This is a genomic window from Saccharopolyspora erythraea, from assembly GCF_018141105.1.
Classification (GTDB): Bacteria; Actinomycetota; Actinomycetes; order Mycobacteriales; family Pseudonocardiaceae; genus Saccharopolyspora_D; species Saccharopolyspora_D erythraea_A.
Genome location: NZ_CP054839.1, coordinates 2442023 through 2458154 on the forward strand (window position 1 = coordinate 2442023; position 16132 = coordinate 2458154).

Here is a 16132-nt window from a genome sequence, read left to right on the forward strand (position 1 = left end):
CGCGCAACCCGCCCCGGCGGTGGCTCCGTCCTTGGGGCATGAGACGCATACACACCGCAGTGGGCGCAGGGGTCCTGTTCTTCGCGATCTCCGCCTGCGCCCAGCAACCCGCAGATGATGTCGGATTCGGTGGCAACCCGCCCGCTCCGCCGCCCGCCCCCGTGGCGCCGAAGCCGGTGGACCAGCGCACTCCGGTGCCCCAGCAACAGCTCTCCCCGGGTGCTCCGAAGACCTGGACCCAGGACGACGGCAGCGTCGTCGTGGCCACCGGTTCGGAAGGTGGATGCAGCAAGGTCCACGCCGAACTCCTGGAGCAGAACGCCCAGCAGGTCAAGATCCGCCTGGTCGACGAAACTCCCGAGCCGGCCGGAATCTGCACCATGGACCTGCGCTACCCGCCGCTGGCCGTGAAGCTCGACGCTCCGCTGGACCAGCGACAGGTCGTCATCGAAGAAGTCGATGTGAAGGTTCCGCGGTAATGGGACCGAACTTCTCCCGCAGGAGGTGGGGCTCCTGCGGGAGAAGTGTGCGTCCACAACGTCCGGTCGACGGGGACCGGACAGCGCGATTCCGCGCGGTGGAACCGGATTTCGGTTGGCGGAACCGAATTCCGGCTGGGCCGCCAGCAAAAAGCCCGGGCGGTGCGGCGCCGCGGCGCTCGCCGCGCCCGGCGCCGCACCGCTGACCTCAGCGCGCGAACGAGATCTGCAGCGTCGGCTGGGTCGAGTCGGCGAAGAAGTCGTTGCCCTTGTCGTCGACCACGACGAACGCCGGAAAGTCCTCGACCTCGATGCGCCACACCGCTTCCATCCCCAGCTCGGGGTACTCCAGCACGTCGACCTTGCGGATGCAGTCCTGGGCCAGCCGCGCGGCCGGACCGCCGATGGAACCCAGGTAGAAACCGCCGTGCTCGTGGCAGGACGCCGCGACCTTGCGCGACCGGTTGCCCTTGGCCAGCATCACCAGTGAGCCGCCCGCGGCCTGGAACTGCTCGACGTAGGCGTCCATCCGCCCGGCCGTGGTGGGACCGAACGAGCCCGACGCGTAGCCGTCGGGGGTCTTGGCCGGTCCCGCGTAGTACACCGGGTGGTCGCGCAGGTACTGCGGCATCGGCTCGCCCGCGTCCAGCCGCTCGGCGATCTTGGCGTGCGCGATGTCGCGGGCCACCACCAGCGGACCGGTCAGCGACACCCGGGTCTTGACCGGCAGCTTCGACAGCTCCGCGCGGATCTCGTCCATCGGCCGGTTGAGGTCGATGCGCACCACCTCGTCGGAGAGCTGCTCGTCGACGACCTCCGGCAGGTAGCGGGCGGGGTCGCGCTCGAGCTGCTCGAGGAACACGCCCTCCGGGGTGATCTTGGCCTTGGCCTGGCGGTCCGCCGAGCACGACACCGCGACGCCGACCGGGCACGAGGCGCCGTGCCGGGGCAGGCGGATCACGCGGACGTCGTGGCAGAAGTACTTGCCGCCGAACTGGGCGCCGATGCCGAACTGGCGCGTCATGTCCAGGACCTGCGCCTCCAGCTCGACGTCGCGCATCGCGTGCCCGGACGGTGAGCCCTCCAGCGGCAGCTCGTCGAGGTAGCGGGCGGAGGCCAGCTTGGCGACCTTGAGGTTGTACTCGGCCGACATGCCGCCGACGACGATGGCCAGGTGGTACGGCGGGCAGGCGGCCGTGCCCAGCGAACGCAGCTTCTCCTCCAGGAACCGGGCGAGCCGGTTGGGGTTCAGCAGCGCCTTGGTCTCCTGGTAGAGGAACGTCTTGTTCGCGCTGCCGCCGCCCTTGGCCATGAACAGGAAGTCGTACTTCGGGTCCGTCCCGGCCTTGGTGTAGAGCTCGATCTGGGCGGGCAGGTTCGTGGCGGTGTTGCGCTCCTCCCAGAAGTTCAGCGGCGCCATCTGCGAGTAGCGCAGGTTCAGCTCCTGGTAGGCGTCGTAGATGCCGCGCGACAGCAGCCGTTCGTCGTCGCCGCCGGTCAGCACCGTCTCGGTGCGCTTGCCGATGACGATGGCCGTGCCGGTGTCCTGGCACATCGGCAGCACGCCGCCGGCGGAGACGCAGGCGTTGCGGAGCAGGTCGGTGGCCACGAACCGGTCGTTGGCGCTGGCTTCGGGGTCTTCGACGATGGCCCGCAGCTGGGCCAGGTGCGACGGGCGGAGCAGGTGCTGGATGTCCTTGACGGCCTCGGCGGCCAGGTTCGTCAGGACGCTCGGCTCGACTTCGAGGAACCGTCGCCCGGCTGCCTCGACGACCTCGATGCCCTCGGTGGTCAGCAGCCGGTACTCGGTCTGGTCGGGACCGAGGGGCAGGACCTCGGTGTAGTCGAACGTGGTGGTCACGTCGCGGCTCCTTTGCGCGCGTTCGGGTACGCGGTGACGTTAACGCACCGGCAGGTGACCGAATCGCGAACTCGGCTCGCTTGTCAGCAAGGCCACGTTCACCCGCGCCCGGGGACGAACCGGGCATACCGTTCCCGCAACGTTGCGACCTCCGGTGCGCGAGCGCGCCGGGTCTGGTCGACCGGGGAGGCACCTGCGAGGCTGTCCGCTGGATTCCCGAGCCGAGGAGGACGCTTTGCCGACGACGGAACACGAGGCCCTCGACGGACTGGTCAACCTCCGCGACCTGGGTGGCGTCCCGGTCGAGGAGGGCGTGGCGACGGCGGCAGGCGTGGTGCTGCGCAGCGACGCGCCACACGCGGGCGACCGGACTCCCGAGATGCCGGCGCAGTGGCCACCGAAAGTCGTCGTCGACCTGCGGGACCCGTCCGAGCTGGCCGGGAAGCCGCATCCGCTCGCCGAGGTCGCGAGGGTGCACCGGGTCCCGCTGCTGGAGGAGGAGCGGGGTGGTGGCGGCGGTGCCGACGACACCCGCCACGCCCTGACCGCCCTGTACCAGCGCATGCTCGACCGGGCGGCGAAGAAGCTGGTCGAGGTGTTCCGGATCGTGCTGGAGTCCGACGGGCCGGTGCTGATCCACTGCGCCGCGGGCAAGGACCGCACCGGCGTGGCCTCGGCGATGCTGCTGAGCGCGGCCGGGGTCCGCAGGGACGCGATCGTGGCCGACTACGTGCTCACCGACCAGAACATGCCGCGGGTGTTGCAGCGGCTGAGCGTGGACCCCCAGCTGCCGCCGGGGGTCGATGAGGAAATGGTCCGCCAGCTCATCTCGGCTCCGGCGGAGGCGATCGAGAGCGTGCTCGACCGCTTCGACGAGCACGAGGGCGGGGCCGCGGGCTGGTTGCTCGCCCACGACGTCACGCAGGCCGAGGTGGACCGCTGGCGCGAGCGGTTCCTGGCCGCTGACGGCTGAGTGCCTGTCTTGGCTCTGACGACGCCCGTGACGCGCCGGCTGCCCGTAGGGCTGGAACCCCAGACGCGGCAGAGTCTGGGGTAAGCCGCGCGTACTCACCGCGACGTGGCAGGCCGCGGACCCGGCGCGCGCGTCATAGGCGAGGACTGATCGTCCGGAACCGCGGAATCGTGTCGAGATAGGTCGAGAGGCCGGACCCGTCGTGTCTTTCCGAGTCCGACCTCCCGGGGTGAGCGGCCGCCGAGCGCGCGCTCGGCGGCCGCGAAGAACCGCGAATCGCCGGTAGTGGGTGAGCACCGATCATCTCGTGACGCAAATCACAGATCAATGCTGCCGTTCGGGTGCTTGTCACGGGGGTGGTCCTGTGGAGGCCGCCCCCGGTGCGGCCGGGCTCGCGCAGCCCGGCCGGTCAGCTCGCGTAGGCGCGGAGCTTGTCGGCCCGGTCCCCCTGGCGGAGCTTGGACATGACCTCGCGCTCGATCTGGCGGACGCGCTCGCGGGAGAGCCCGAACGCCTTGCCGATCTGGTCCAGCGTCCTGGGCTGGCCGTCGTCGAGCCCGTAGCGCATCCGGATGACCGCCTGCTCGCGCTCCTCCAGGGTCGCCAGCACCCGGCGCAGGTCGTCCTGCAGGAAGCCCGAGATCACCGCGTTCTCGGCGTCGGCGGACTCGGCGTCCTCGATGAAGTCGCCGAGCGGCGCGTCCTCCTCGGCCCCGACCGGCATGTCCAGGCTCACCGGGTCGCGGGAGTGGTCGAGCAGGTCGGCGACCTTCTCGACGGTCAGCCCGGCCTCGTTGGCCAGCTCCTCGTCGGTGGCCTCGCGGCCGAGCTTCTGGTGCAGGTCGCGCTTGATGCGGGCGATCTTGTTCACCTGCTCGACCAGGTGGACCGGCAGCCGGATGGTACGGCTCTGGTCGGCCATGCCGCGGGTGATGGCCTGGCGGATCCACCACGTCGCGTACGTGGAGAACTTGAAGCCCTTGGTGTAGTCGAACTTCTCCACGGCCCGGATCAGGCCGAGGTTGCCCTCCTGGATCAGGTCCAGCAGCGGCATGCCGCGGCCGGTGTAGCGCTTGGCGAGGCTGACCACGAGCCGGAGGTTGGCCTCCATCAGGTGGTTCTTGGCCAGCACGCCGTCCCGGACGACCGCCCTGAGGTCGCTGCGCCGCTCGGGGGAGAGCTTCCCGCTCGTCTCCAGCACGTGGTTGGCGAAGACGCCGGCCTCGATCCGCTTGGCGAGGTCGACCTCCTCCTGCGCGGTGAGCAGCGCGGTGCGGCCGATGCCGTTGAGGTAGACCCGCACCAGGTCGGCCGAGGGGCCTTGGGTGTCGAGGTCCGCCTCGAAGGCGGCAGCGTCCGAGGTGATGGTCTGCGGGACGGTCATTGAGCTCCCTCCCTGGCGGGCTGGCTTGGCGCGAATCACACCGACGCACCGTCACGTGGTGTGGAAGGCGCGTACGCTCGGTATCGGGAACCGAGAGCCGCGCCGACGTCTGGGTTGCGGTTCGTGGCTGGCTGTCTGGTCGGGCGGACGGTCATCGGCACCGACGTCGTCGGTGTCCTGCCGGACTTCGGGGGCTGCCGAGGCCCGGCTGTCGAAGCTTGGTTACCTGGAAAACGAAGGCGGTGCCGAATTCGTTCCCGGACTTCTCAACCTGAGGACGTCATGGCCGTCACATCCGTTGCTCCGCCAATCCTGAGGATTTGCTGAGAGCCGTTTCTTCAGACGTCAACCAAAAGGGTGAATGGGCCGTCGTTGACGCTCTCCACCGACATCATCGCCGCGAACTTGCCCGTCTCCACGTGCGCGCCGCGTTCCCGCAGGGCCGTCACCACCGCCTCGACCAGCGGTTCGGCGTGCTCCGGCCGGGCGGCCTCGGTCCAGGACGGGCGGCGGCCCTTCCTGGTCGAGCCGTAGAGGGTGAACTGGCTCACGACGAGCAACGGCGCCCCGGTCTCGGCACACGACCGCTCGTCGCGCAGCGCACGAATCTCGTGCAGTTTGCGAGCCATTTTCACGGCGTGTTCCGCGCCATCCGAATGTGTCACGCCCAATAGGACGAGCAACCCCGGTTCGTCGATGCGGCCGACATCGACACCGTCGACGCTTACCGAGGCGCGAGTGACCCGTGTGACCACTGCCCTCATTCGGCGCTCTCCGCCCATTCGGCCGGGACGACCATTCCGTGGCGCACGAGTTCGCGCAGCATCGGCACCGCTGCGCGGGTCAGCTCCTCGACGTCCTCGCCGCAGCCCACGGCGAGCAGCTCGACGAGGTCGCCGACCGGCATCGCGCCGCGGCAGCCCGCCAGCAGCCGCACGCCCAGGTCGTCGATCTCGTGCTGCCAGCCGGGCCCGTCGGTCCGGTGCAGCCGGTGCACGACGGCCTGCCAGCCCTCGTCGGAGGGGGCCGAGACCTCCTCCAGGACCGTGCTCGGCGCCGTCGTGAGCCGCGAGGCCAGCAGGTCCTGAGGGGAGCCGTGCGCGCGCAGCCAGTCCACGCGGCGCAGCCACTGGTCGGTCTCGGGACCCAGCGGGTCGTCGTAGGCGTGGCGCAGGTCTTCGCAGACCACCTCGCCGCGCGCGGCGTCGGTGCGGCGCAGTGTCACGAAGCCGAAGCCGACGCCCTCCACCTCGTTGGCCTCGAACCAGTCGAGCCACTCGCCCGCCTTCTGCCGGCCGGCCTGCGAGCGGGCGTCGTAGCCGGCGTCGCGCAACCAGGTGCCGACGTAGAGCGCGGGGTCGGCCACGTCGCGCTGGACGAACCAGGCGTCCACGCCGCCCGGTGGCAGCCACCGGGAGACGCGCTCCTGCCAGTCCTCACCGCGGCGGTGCACCCACGACGCGAGCAGCTGGCCGGTGCCGCCCTCGTTGAGCAGCGACGGCAGCTGGCGCACGACCAGGGCGCTGGCGTCGTCGCCGGCCAGCCCGGAGTCGCGGTAGGTGAAGTCGGTCCTGGCCGGGCCGACCACGAACGGCGGGTTGCACACGACCTGGTCGAAGCGCCTGCCGCGCACCGGTTCGAACCACTCGCCCTCGGCGAGCTCGACGTCGATCCGGTTCAGGCGGAAGGTCGCGTCGGCCAGCGCCAGCGCGCGCTTGGAGACGTCGGTCGCGGTGACGTGCTCGGCGTGGGTGCTGGCGTGCAGCGCCTGCACGCCGCAGCCGGTGCCCAGGTCGAGCACCGAGCCGACCGGGCGGCGGGAGGTCGCGCGCACCAGGCTCAGCGAGGCGTGCCCGACACCCAGCACGTGGTCGGGGCTCACGGGCCGGCCGTCGCCGCGCAGGTCGGCGTCCAGGTCCGACACCACCCACCACGAGTCGTCGCCGCTGCCGTGCGGCCGGACGTCGAGTCCGGCGCGGATCTCGTCGCCGTCGGCGCGCAGCAGCCCTGCCGCGCGCGCCTGGTCCAGCGGCAGCCCTCCGAGCGCCGCCTTGACCACCGCGACGGGCTCGGCGGTGCCCAGCAGGAACAGCCGGACGAAGGTGCCCAGCGGCCCGGCGTCGGCGCTGGCGCGCAGCGCCGGGACCGGCTCGCCGCGGCCGAGCGCGGCGTGCGCCTCGGAGCCGAGCAGGTCGACCACGCCGTCGGCGTCGTAGCGCGCGGAGAGGAAGGCGTCGCGGAGTCGTTCGATGAGGTCATCGGATAGATCGGGAATCACGCCATCGATCCTCACATGCACGGCGGACGTGCACCCGCCGCACCGGCGGCCGCGGGGACCTGGCCGGGTCCGATCCCGAACCGGAGCGCGTCGCCACATCGGAAGCGGGCCGGGTGGGGGAGCTGGCCGGCACGCTCGCGGCGGCCGACGCCAAGCTGGTGGATCTGGCGGGCGAGGCGGGCGGGCTGTTCGGCGAACCGAGGCTGAAACGCCGCCGCGCGGTCCTCGTGCCACGCTTGGCGCATGACTCGCTCGCTGTACCTGACCCAGGACGCCGAAGCCGACGCGCTGCTCGGGCGCGACCCGCTGGCGCTGCTGCTGGGGATGCTGCTGGACCAGCAGATCACGATGGAGAAGGCGTTCACCGGTCCCAAGACGCTGGCCGAGCGGCTCGGCGGCCTCGACGTGAACCGCATCGCCACGATGGACCAGGAGGAGTTCCTGGCGGTGTGCGCCCAGCCGCCTGCGATCCACCGGTTCCCGGGGTCGATGGGCAAGCGCGTGCAGACCCTCTGCCAGTACCTCGTGGACACCTACGAGGGCGAGGTCGAGCGCGTCTGGCAGGAGGGCGACCCGTCGGGGCGGGAGGTGCTCAAGCGGCTCAAGGCGCTGCCCGGCTTCGGTGACCAGAAGGCCCGGATCTTCCTCGCCCTGCTCGGCAAGCAGTGGGAGGTGCGGCCCGAGGGGTGGCGGGAGGCCGCGGGCGCCTACGGGGAGGACGGCGTGCGCATGTCCATCGCCGACGTGGTCGACGAGCAGAGCCTCGAAGAGGTCCGCACCTGGAAGAAGCAGCAGAAGGCCGCCGCGAAGAAGTGACGCGCGGGGCGGCTCAGGCGGCTGCCGAGGACGGCTTCTGGTAGCGGTCCACGTACTCCTGTTCGGACAGCTCGGCGATCGCGTACATGATCTCGTCGGTGATCGAGCGCAGGACCGGCAGCGAACCGTCCATGCCGGAGTAGCGGGAGAAGTCCAGCGGGTCTCCGAAACGCACCGTGACCGGCCGGACGCGGGGGATGCGGGTGCCGATCGGCTGGAGCTTGTCGGTCCCGGTCAGCGCGACCGGGACCACCGGCGCGCCGGTGCTCAGCGCCAGCCGCGCCACCCCGGTCCGGCCGCGGTAGAGCCGCCCGTCGGGCGAGCGGGTGCCCTCCGGGTGGATGCCGAACGCGCCGCCGTCGTTGAGCACCCGCTCGGCGGCCTCCAGCGCCTCCTTGGCCGCCCGGCCCTTGCCCCGGTCCACCGGGATCGCCCCGAGCGAGGTGAACATCCAGCGCGACAGGCCGCCCTTGAGCCCGGTGCCCCGGAAGTACTCGGCCTTGGCCAGGAACGCCACCGGGCGCGGCAGCACCAGCGGCACGATGAAGCTGTCGGCGACGGCGAGGTGGTTGGGGGCGAGGATGACCGGTCCGGTCATCGGGACCTTGTCGGCGTCGATGACGGCCGGGCGGTACACAGCCCGCGCCAGTGAGCCCACGACCCGTTTGGTCACCGCGTACAACATGTCGCCTCCCGCTTCGTTCCCCGATCAAATCTAACCCCGTGGCATATCGCGTCGGTTGGCCACCGGTTACAGCCGTGTTCGGTCGGTATCCGGGCTGTCAGGCTCGGGCGCGGAGTGGGACGATGGACGGCAGGAGGTGGTGTCGTGAGTGGTTCGCAGCATGGCGACGACACCCCGGTGCTGATCACCGAGGCGCAGCCGTCCTACGACGACCAGCAGGCCGTGCGCAGGCGCAAGTACGCGATCATGATGGCGTGCCGGATCCCCTGCCTGGTGTTCGCGGCGCTGATCTACCAGGCCTGGCAGCTCTGGTGGCTCGCGCTGATCGTGCTGGCGATCTCGATCCCGCTGCCGTGGATGGCCGTGCTGATCGCCAACGACCGGCCGCCGCGCAAGCAGGAGCACGTCAGCCGTTACCGCCATTCCTCGCGTTCCATCGAGGCTCGCGAGCACCAGGTGATCGAGGGCCCCTGACCAGCGGACCGGCGGACCCCGGGCGTCACCCGGACCCGCCGGTTCACCTTGCGAGCACCCGCACGCCGCGGGTGCGGCATCATGGAGCCATGAGCACGATGACGCTTCCGGAGACCGACACCCGGCCCGAGACCACTGACCAGACCAGTGACGACCGGCCGGAGATGTTCCACTACGTGCAGAAGAACAAGATCGCCGAGAGCGCGGTCATGGGCACTCACGTGGTGGCCCTGTGCGGTGAGGTGTTCCCGGTCACCAAGTCCGCCAAGCCCGGGTCGCCCGTGTGCCCGGACTGCAAGAAGATCTACGAGTCGCTCCCGCCCGGCGGCGACAGCTGACAGCGCGCCCGGCGCCGGCACGCGCGGTGGTGTCAGCCACCGCGCTGTTCTGCTCTCCTGACCTTCTCGGCGTCGGCCGCCCGGGCCTGCTCGGTGTGCTCCGGGTCGGCTGAATCGTCCTCTCGTGCTAGCTCGCGCCCCGATTCGCGTGCTTCGGTGCCCTCGGTCGCGGGGGCGGTCCCGTTCCTCGGCAGATGCAGGGTGGGCGGGACGCCGGGCTCCTCGTCACCGGTGTGCTCGGCGTTGCCGTTGCGCCACGCCTGGTAGCCCTCCTCGGTGTGCATCCGCTGGGCCATGCGCCGCATCTCGAGGCGGCGCCACCGGCGGCGCTCCTTGCGCGTCATCTTCGCGGGCCACATCTCCTCGATGGCGTTGTTGAACTGCGCCCCGATGATGATGGCCATCCCGATGAAGAACGCGAACAGCAGGAACGCGATGGGCGTCGCCAGCGCGCCGTAGGTGTAGCCGGTGCCGGTGACCCACGCGATGTAGAGCCGCATGCCGATGCTGGAGCACAGGAACACCAGCATCGCCAGCAGCGCGCCCGGCAGCCCGCGGTGCCACGGCAGCTTCCTGGGCAGCGACACCTTGTACAGCGTGGCCAGAGCCAGCACCAGCAGCACGCCGGTGGCGGGGTAGTAGAACACCCGGATGAGCCAGGCGACGTCGTCCTGGAACTCCTGGGGGACCACCCGCACCAGCCAGTCCGGCCCCAGCGCGATGACCGGCAGCCCGATGACCGCCAGCACCAGGCTCACGAGGTAGAGCAGCAGAGCGAAGGTCCGCTGCCACACGCTGTGGCGGACCATGTACTGGTTGTAGGCGAGGGTGATCGAGTCCACGAGGGACGCCAGCGCCGACGAACCCGCCCACAGTGACAGCAGGAAACCGACCGAGACGATCTCGGTCCGTCCCTTGGTGAGGATGTCGCCGACCGTCGGCGCGATGATCTGGTCGACCACGTTGCTGCTGAAGACGGTGCGGCTGAAGCCCAGGATGTTGGCGTGCACCGCGTCGATGACCGCGGGCCCGAACCAGTCGGCGATGAACCCGATGCTGCCCAGCAGACCCAGCAGCAGCGGCGGCATCGACAGCGTCTGCCAGAACGCGGCCGCCGCCGACTCCGAGAAGATGTTGTCCCACCACGCCTTGGTCACCGTGCGCCACACCAGACGCAGCGGCCCCCGCTTCACCGGACGGTCGGGTGGCGTCTGCGGCCGGTAGTGGTTGTTCGGACTGGCAGCCATGGCGCCTACAAGGATGCTTCATACCGGTCTGTAGCGGGCGGCGACCCGTGCAAATCGAGATGTCATCCCGATCTCAGCACGGCCCGCCACTGGTCGGGCCGCCCGCCCGGGCGGTGGCGGCGAGGTAGGCTGCACGGCGGCTCCCGAGCGCTTCACGGCCGGGAGCCTTCGACGTGGGCCGCGCGCATGGGGGCGTGAACTGCAGGTCCGGAAATCGCGGGAAGGAGCGGCGAGCAGGCGTGTCGGAGGCGCAAGTCGACTATTCCGTCCGATCCGTACTCAGTGACCCATCGCAGGCGCCTTCCCGCCCGCTGCGGGCGTGGCAGCGCCGGGCGCTGACCAAGTACCTGGCAGGCAGGCCGCAGGACTTCCTGGCCGTCGCCACGCCCGGCGCGGGCAAGACGACCTTCGGGCTGCGCGTCGCCTCCGAACTGCTGGCCGACCGGACGGTGGACTCGGTCACGGTCGTGGCACCCACCGAGCACCTCAAGCACCAGTGGGCGCTGGCGGCCGGCGGCGCGGGCATCGCGCTGGACTCCAACTTCCGCAACGGCGACGGCGTGACCTCCAGCGACTACCAGGGCGTCGTGCTGACCTACGCGCAGGTCGCCGCGCACCCGACGCTGCACCGCGTGCGCACCGAGCGGCGCAAGACGCTGGTCATCCTCGACGAGGTGCACCACGCCGGGGACGCCAAGTCGTGGGGCGACGCCGTGCGCGAGGCGTTCACCCCCGCCGTGCGGCGGCTGGCGCTGACCGGTACGCCGTTCCGCAGCGACGACTCGCCGATCCCGTTCATCAACTACGAGCCCGACGCCGACGGCTCGCTGCGCAGCAGCGCCGACCACTCCTACGGCTACTCCGACGCACTGAAGGACGGCGTCGTGCGCCCGGTGGTGTTCCTGGCGTACTCGGGTGAGACGCGGTGGCGGACCAGCGCGGGCGACGAGTACAGCGCCCGCCTAGGCGAGCCGCTGACGGCCGAGCAGACCGCGCGGGCGTGGCGCACGGCGCTGGACCCGTCGGGGGAGTGGATCCCGTCGGTGCTGCAGGCCGCCGACACCCGGCTGACGCAGCTGCGCAAGGGCGGCATCCCGGACGCGGGCGGGCTGGTCATCGCCTCCGACCACGTCACGGCCAAGGCCTACGCCAAGACGCTGCACCACCTCACCGGCGTCGAACCCGTGGTGGTGCTCTCCGACGACCCGAAGGCGTCCGGGCGCATCGCGGAGTTCTCCGAGTCCGAGGACCGGTGGATGGTCGCGGTCCGGATGGTCAGCGAAGGCGTCGACGTGCCGCGCCTGGCGGTCGGCGTCTACGCCACCAGCGCCTCGACGCCGCTGTTCTTCGCCCAGGCCATCGGCCGGTTCGTGCGTGCGCGCAGACCGGGGGAGACCGCGAGCGTCTTCCTGCCCAGCGTGCCGGTGCTGCTGGAGCTGGCCAGCCAGCTCGAGGCCGAGCGCGACCACGTGCTGGGCAAGCCGCACCGCGAGAAGGACGGCTGGGACGACGAGCTGCTCGCCGAGGCCAACCGCAGCCGCGACGAGCCCGGTGAGGAGGAGAAGGCGTTCACCTCGCTTGGCGCCGACGCCGAGCTCGACCAGGTGATCTACGACGGGTCGTCCTTCGGCACCGCCGCGTTCGGCACGTCCGAGGACGAGCAGGACTACCTCGGACTGCCGGGCCTGCTCGAGCCGGACCAGGTGCGCGCCCTGTTGCGGCAGCGGCAGGAGGAGCAGCTCACCGAGGTCGCCAAGCGAGAGTCGGCCGACAAGGCGGCGAAGGCGGCCAAGGCCGAGGAGGAGGCCCAGCAGCGCAAGCCGCAGAGCGTGCAGGAGCGCATCCACGGGCTGCGCAAGGAGCTCAACACGCTGGTGTCGCTGCACCACCACCGCACCCGCAAGCCACACGGCATGATCCACAACGAGCTGCGGAGGGTGTGCGGGGGACCGCCGACCGCGATGGCCTCCGTCGAACAGCTCGAGGAGCGCATCGCGACACTGCGGTCCTGGTGAGTGACGTGCGGTGAGCCACGGCGCGACCTGCGCCGAGCGCGGCGAACGGCCCTCGCGGCGTGGCCGCCGGGCCGTTCGGCGGGAGCGGTCGTACCGGGTCAGTCCACACCGTCGACCCACGCGAGCCGGACTTCTCCGAGCACGGCGAGACGCCTGCGCGCCTGTTCGGCGGAGGTGAACCGGCCGAAGAGGTGCCCGCCGCCCGGCAGGTAAGGAGAGCCCATGTCCGCTCCCAAGCAGGCAACCGTCATCGGTCGTGGGCTGGGAGGGGAACTCCGCGAACTGCGCAAGGACCGGAAGCTGACCTGCCAGCGCGTGGCGGAGCAACTCGGCCGGCGGGTGTCCAAGATCTCCCGGATGGAGACCGGCAAGCAGGGCATCACGCCCGAGGAGTCGCGTCATGCTGGTCGTCTACGCGTCATCGGTGACGAGCGCAGGAGGTTGCTCGCGATGGCGCAGCGCTCGGCCGACCTAGTTGGTGGGAGGTGTCGGGTCCTGGAAATGGCGGCCGAGCCCAACATCTGCCCCGGCTGCGCCGCGGGGTCGTCCCCACCGCACCGCCGATGCATCGGGCGAAGGTGCTGTCTCGCGCGCTACGGCCCGCTAGCCTCTTCCGCGGACGAGTGACGATCTTGAGGTGGGGCCGTGACCGCAGACGCGTGGAACGTCGCGCTCAACATCATCGCCAGCGCCATCACGGGCTCGGTCGTGTGGCTGACGGCACGGCTGGTGGCGCGGCGCAGGCTTGGGCGCAAGCGCGAGTTCTTCGGCCTCGTCGCCGATTCCGACTACCTCGTCGTGGTGCCCCGGCACGCCTCGTCCACCCAGGATCACAGCGTGCACCGCAACGACGCCGCCGCGCTGCTGGAGCTGTCGGCGACCGTCGGGGACTGCGGCGCCAGGCCCAACGTGATCTTCCACGACCAGGCCTACGCGGGCATCGCCGACAAGGCGGAGTTCTGCATCGGCGGGCCGACCGCCAACCGGCGCACCGTCGCGCACATGCGGTCGGCGCTGCCGGGGCTCGCCCTCCTCGACTCCGACCGTTCGCAGCCCATCACCATCGCCGTGGGGGAGCACCACTACGAGTTCGAGCAGGGCAGGGTCGAGTACGTCGCCCTCGCGAAGATCGTCCGCGCCCGGCTGGACAAGCCGACGTTCCTGATCTGCGGGCAGTCCTCGACGTCCAACCGCGCGGCCGGGCGCTACCTCGCGTCGCACTACCGCGACCTGATGCGCGCCCACGGCACCCACGGGCGGTTCTGCGTCGTCCTGCGGGTTCTGGAGTCCGAGGTCTACGGTCCCAACGTGGTGGAGCTGGTCGGTGACGTCACCGATGCGGTGTTCACCCGGAATGTCCTCGTGACCGGGGCCACAGGCTCGTAGGGTCGCCGCATGGCTTACGACGTGGAGAAGATCCGTGCGCAGTACCCGGCGCTGTCGGACGGTCGCGCCTGGCTCGACGGCGCCGCGGGGACGCAGGTGCCGCAGGCGGTGATCGACGCGGTCGCCGACGCCTACCGCATCGGCGTGTCCAACCAGGGCGGACCGTACGAGTCCAGCCGCCGCGCGGGCGGCATCGTCGCCGAGGCGCGGGCGGCCGTGGCCGACCTCGTCGGCGCACCGGACCCGGCGTGCGTGGTGTTCGGACCGAGCATGACCGCGCTGACCTACCGGTTCGCCTCGGTGCTGGCGGCGGGCTGGCGTCCCGGCGACGAGGTCGTGGTGACGCGCCTGGACCACGACGCGAACTTCCGCCCGTGGGTGCAGGCCGCGCGGCGGGCCGGTGCGACCGTGCGCGTCGCCGACATCGATCCGGACACCGGGGAGCTGTCCGCGAACGACGTCATCGAGCTCATCGGCGACCGGACCCGGCTGGTCGCGGTCACCGCGGCCTCCAACCTGCTCGGCATCATGCCCGACCTGCCCAGGATCACCGAGCGCGCCGCAGAGGCCGGGGCGCTGTCCTATGTGGATGGTGTGCAGCACTGTCCGCACGCGAGGGTGCGCATCCGCGAGCTGGGTGCCGACCTCTACGCCACGAGCGCCTACAAGTGGGCCGGTCCGCACCTGGCGGCCGTCGTCGCGGCCGACCACTGGACGCTGGAGACGCTGCACCCCGACAAGCTCGCGCCGTCGCCGGACACCGTGCCCGACCGCTTCGAGCTCGGCACCAACTCGTTCGAGGCGATGGCCGGGGTCACCGCCGCGGTGCGGCACCTCGCCGAACTGGACTCCGACGCCGACGGCAGCCGGGCGGACAAGCTCGACACCTCGCGCAGGGCTGTCATCGACCACGAGGAGGGTCTGCGGCGGATGCTGTTCGAGGGTCTGGACGGGCTGGGCGGAGTGAAGCGCTACGGGCCGAAGTCGAGTGACTGCACTCCGACGGCGTTCTTCACCGTGCGGGGGACGTCTCCCTCGGTCGTGGCGGACAAGCTCGCCGCTCGCGGCGTCAACGTCTCGCACGGGCACTCATACGCCTGGGAGGCCGTCGACGCGCTCGGGCTGGGGCCTGAGGGCGGCGTCCGGGCCAGCCTGTCGCACTACAGCAACGCGGAGGACGTTCGCCGCCTGCTCGACGCGTTGGGTGAACTGACCGGCTGAGGGGCGACCTCGACAGGGCGGACAAGCCCCGCAGAAGTCCCCCGAAAAAGCTGTTCCCCCGGAGAAGCGAGGCTTCCCCGGGGGAACGCTGACTCGGGTGCTAGTGCTGCTCGTCCTGCTGGAGCTCAGCCTCCATCTCGCGGAGACCGGACTCGTAGGCGCGGGCGTGGTGCCCGCAGAACAGCAGCTCCCCGCCGGACGGCAGTACGGCGCGAAGCTTCGCAGCGGCCCCGCAGCGGTCGCAGCGGTCGGCGGCGGTCAGCTCGGGGCGGGTGAGCGTTCCAGGCATCGTGATCTCCCTCCGTCCCGGCGCCGGAGATCTACCGGCGCCCTCGATCCTGCTACGACCACCGTGGCCCACTGGCTGTCAGGTCGGTGCTCGTTGGCTCCACTCTTGCAGACGCTTCAGCGGAAGTCAGTGTTCCCGTTGGGTGTGGCGACTGTCGTCACGTCGAAGCACCCGGTTGCAGCAACGGCGATAGCGCAGAGTGGCCAACGGGTGGTGAAAGCCTTGTGACTAGGGGAAATCCGGCGGGTCAAGGTCGTCCGACGCGATCTCCGGCGCTCGCCGGATCGCACGGCGGGGTGTCTCTTGTCACATTTCGCCTGGTTCGGCGACTGGGTGTTCCGCTGTAGGCGAACAGGAAATTCCCGATCGTCGGAACGCTTCCGCTCGGTGATCACGGCAACGATTTCCATCGTCCAGAGCCGAGAATCGCACGTTTCGTGGTGGTTCGCACACGTTGGGCGCATGACTCGGCGCGGTCGCGCGACCACCCAGCCGCGCCACCGCGCCGGAAAGGACGGGAAGCGGCGCGGGTACGCCGCTTCCCGGTTCGGTTCGCGCAGGCCCCTCGGAGGTTCGGGTGACCCGCGCGACCGTCTAGCCGCGTGGAGCACCCTCCGGAGTCCTGCGCGGGAGCTGCCGCCCGAACCGGCTGCATCCGTACGACCCCCGCAGGGGGATGGGCATCC

At 70.9% G+C, this 16132-nt stretch carries 17 protein-coding genes; 9 read left to right on the forward strand and 8 right to left on the reverse strand.

Going from position 1 to position 16132, the window contains the following annotated elements:
• Positions 1–38: 38 nt before the first annotated feature.
• Positions 39–479: a hypothetical protein gene (locus tag HUO13_RS11255; RefSeq protein WP_249124675.1), complete on the forward strand. Its 441-nt coding sequence runs from the start codon at positions 39–41 to the stop codon at positions 477–479.
• A 208-nt stretch (positions 480–687) separates the two neighbouring features.
• Here the strand turns inward: HUO13_RS11255 and HUO13_RS11260 are convergent, their stop codons facing one another.
• Positions 688–2340: a fumarate hydratase gene (locus HUO13_RS11260; RefSeq protein ID WP_211901333.1), complete on the reverse strand. Its 1653-nt coding sequence runs from the start codon at positions 2338–2340 to the stop codon at positions 688–690.
• A gap of 235 nt (positions 2341–2575) precedes the next feature.
• Here HUO13_RS11260 and HUO13_RS11265 point away from each other — a divergent pair, with 235 nt between their 5' ends.
• Complete coding sequence (locus HUO13_RS11265; protein ID WP_211901334.1) at positions 2576–3313, forward strand: tyrosine-protein phosphatase; 738 nt, start codon at positions 2576–2578, stop codon at positions 3311–3313.
• Positions 3314–3722: 409 nt separating this feature from the next.
• On the opposite strand, the gene HUO13_RS11270 is transcribed toward HUO13_RS11265, so the two are convergent.
• The 3 genes from HUO13_RS11270 to HUO13_RS11280 all read right to left on the reverse strand — a co-directional run bounded on the left by HUO13_RS11270 (position 3723) and on the right by HUO13_RS11280 (position 6975).
• Entirely contained in the window at positions 3723–4697 is a 975-nt protein-coding gene (locus HUO13_RS11270) for a sigma-70 family RNA polymerase sigma factor (RefSeq protein ID WP_211901335.1), read from the reverse strand.
• A 338-nt stretch (positions 4698–5035) separates the two neighbouring features.
• The gene (dtd, locus tag HUO13_RS11275) at positions 5036–5461 is read right to left on the reverse strand and encodes a D-aminoacyl-tRNA deacylase (RefSeq protein WP_211901336.1); all 426 of its coding nucleotides are present in this window, start codon (positions 5459–5461) and stop codon (positions 5036–5038) included.
• The gene (locus HUO13_RS11280) at positions 5458–6975 is read right to left on the reverse strand and encodes a N5-glutamine methyltransferase family protein (RefSeq protein WP_211901337.1); all 1518 of its coding nucleotides are present in this window, start codon (positions 6973–6975) and stop codon (positions 5458–5460) included. Before HUO13_RS11280 ends, dtd begins: the two co-directional genes overlap by 4 nt.
• A 243-nt stretch (positions 6976–7218) precedes the next feature.
• On the opposite strand from HUO13_RS11280, the gene HUO13_RS11285 reads away from it, so the two are divergent.
• A complete protein-coding gene (locus HUO13_RS11285) occupies positions 7219–7791 on the forward strand; it encodes an HhH-GPD-type base excision DNA repair protein (RefSeq protein ID WP_211901338.1) in 573 nt (190 codons plus the stop codon).
• Between the two features lie 13 nt (positions 7792–7804).
• Here the strand turns inward: HUO13_RS11285 and HUO13_RS11290 are convergent, their stop codons facing one another.
• A complete protein-coding gene (locus tag HUO13_RS11290; protein WP_211901339.1) occupies positions 7805–8476 on the reverse strand; it encodes a lysophospholipid acyltransferase family protein in 672 nt (223 codons plus the stop codon).
• Between the two features lie 144 nt (positions 8477–8620).
• Here HUO13_RS11290 and HUO13_RS11295 point away from each other — a divergent pair, with 144 nt between their 5' ends.
• Both HUO13_RS11295 and HUO13_RS11300 read left to right on the forward strand, forming a co-directional pair.
• Complete coding sequence (locus HUO13_RS11295) at positions 8621–8950, forward strand: DUF3099 domain-containing protein (protein WP_211901340.1); 330 nt, start codon at positions 8621–8623, stop codon at positions 8948–8950.
• An 89-nt stretch (positions 8951–9039) separates the two neighbouring features.
• Positions 9040–9288: a DUF3039 domain-containing protein gene (locus HUO13_RS11300; protein ID WP_211901341.1), complete on the forward strand. Its 249-nt coding sequence runs from the start codon at positions 9040–9042 to the stop codon at positions 9286–9288.
• A gap of 32 nt (positions 9289–9320) precedes the next feature.
• On the opposite strand, the gene HUO13_RS11305 is transcribed toward HUO13_RS11300, so the two are convergent.
• Positions 9321–10535 (reverse strand): YihY/virulence factor BrkB family protein, encoded by a 1215-nt coding sequence (locus tag HUO13_RS11305; RefSeq protein WP_211901342.1) that lies wholly within the window; start codon positions 10533–10535, stop codon positions 9321–9323.
• A 239-nt stretch (positions 10536–10774) separates the two neighbouring features.
• On the opposite strand from HUO13_RS11305, the gene HUO13_RS11310 reads away from it, so the two are divergent.
• Positions 10775–12550, forward strand: coding sequence for a DEAD/DEAH box helicase (locus tag HUO13_RS11310; protein WP_211901343.1), 1776 nt, complete (start codon positions 10775–10777; stop codon positions 12548–12550).
• Positions 12551–12648: 98 nt separating this feature from the next.
• On the opposite strand, the gene HUO13_RS38040 is transcribed toward HUO13_RS11310, so the two are convergent.
• Positions 12649–12774, reverse strand: a complete 126-nt coding sequence (locus HUO13_RS38040) for a hypothetical protein (protein ID WP_282976350.1) — start codon at positions 12772–12774, stop codon at positions 12649–12651.
• Between HUO13_RS38040 and HUO13_RS11315 the strand changes: the two genes are divergently transcribed.
• The 3 genes from HUO13_RS11315 to HUO13_RS11325 are packed head-to-tail and all read left to right on the forward strand — an operon-like array spanning position 12773 to position 15157.
• Positions 12773–13177, forward strand: coding sequence for a helix-turn-helix domain-containing protein (locus HUO13_RS11315; RefSeq protein WP_211901344.1), 405 nt, complete (start codon positions 12773–12775; stop codon positions 13175–13177). The two genes, HUO13_RS38040 and HUO13_RS11315, sit on opposite strands and share 2 nt — an antisense overlap.
• Positions 13178–13195: 18 nt before the next feature.
• Entirely contained in the window at positions 13196–13936 is a 741-nt protein-coding gene (locus tag HUO13_RS11320) for a hypothetical protein (RefSeq protein ID WP_211901345.1), read from the forward strand.
• 9 nt (positions 13937–13945) lie between these two features.
• Entirely contained in the window at positions 13946–15157 is a 1212-nt protein-coding gene (locus HUO13_RS11325) for a cysteine desulfurase-like protein (RefSeq protein ID WP_211901346.1), read from the forward strand.
• 100 nt (positions 15158–15257) lie between these two features.
• On the opposite strand, the gene HUO13_RS11330 is transcribed toward HUO13_RS11325, so the two are convergent.
• Positions 15258–15446: a DUF7455 domain-containing protein gene (locus HUO13_RS11330; protein ID WP_211901347.1), complete on the reverse strand. Its 189-nt coding sequence runs from the start codon at positions 15444–15446 to the stop codon at positions 15258–15260.
• Positions 15447–16132: the final 686 nt, after the last annotated feature.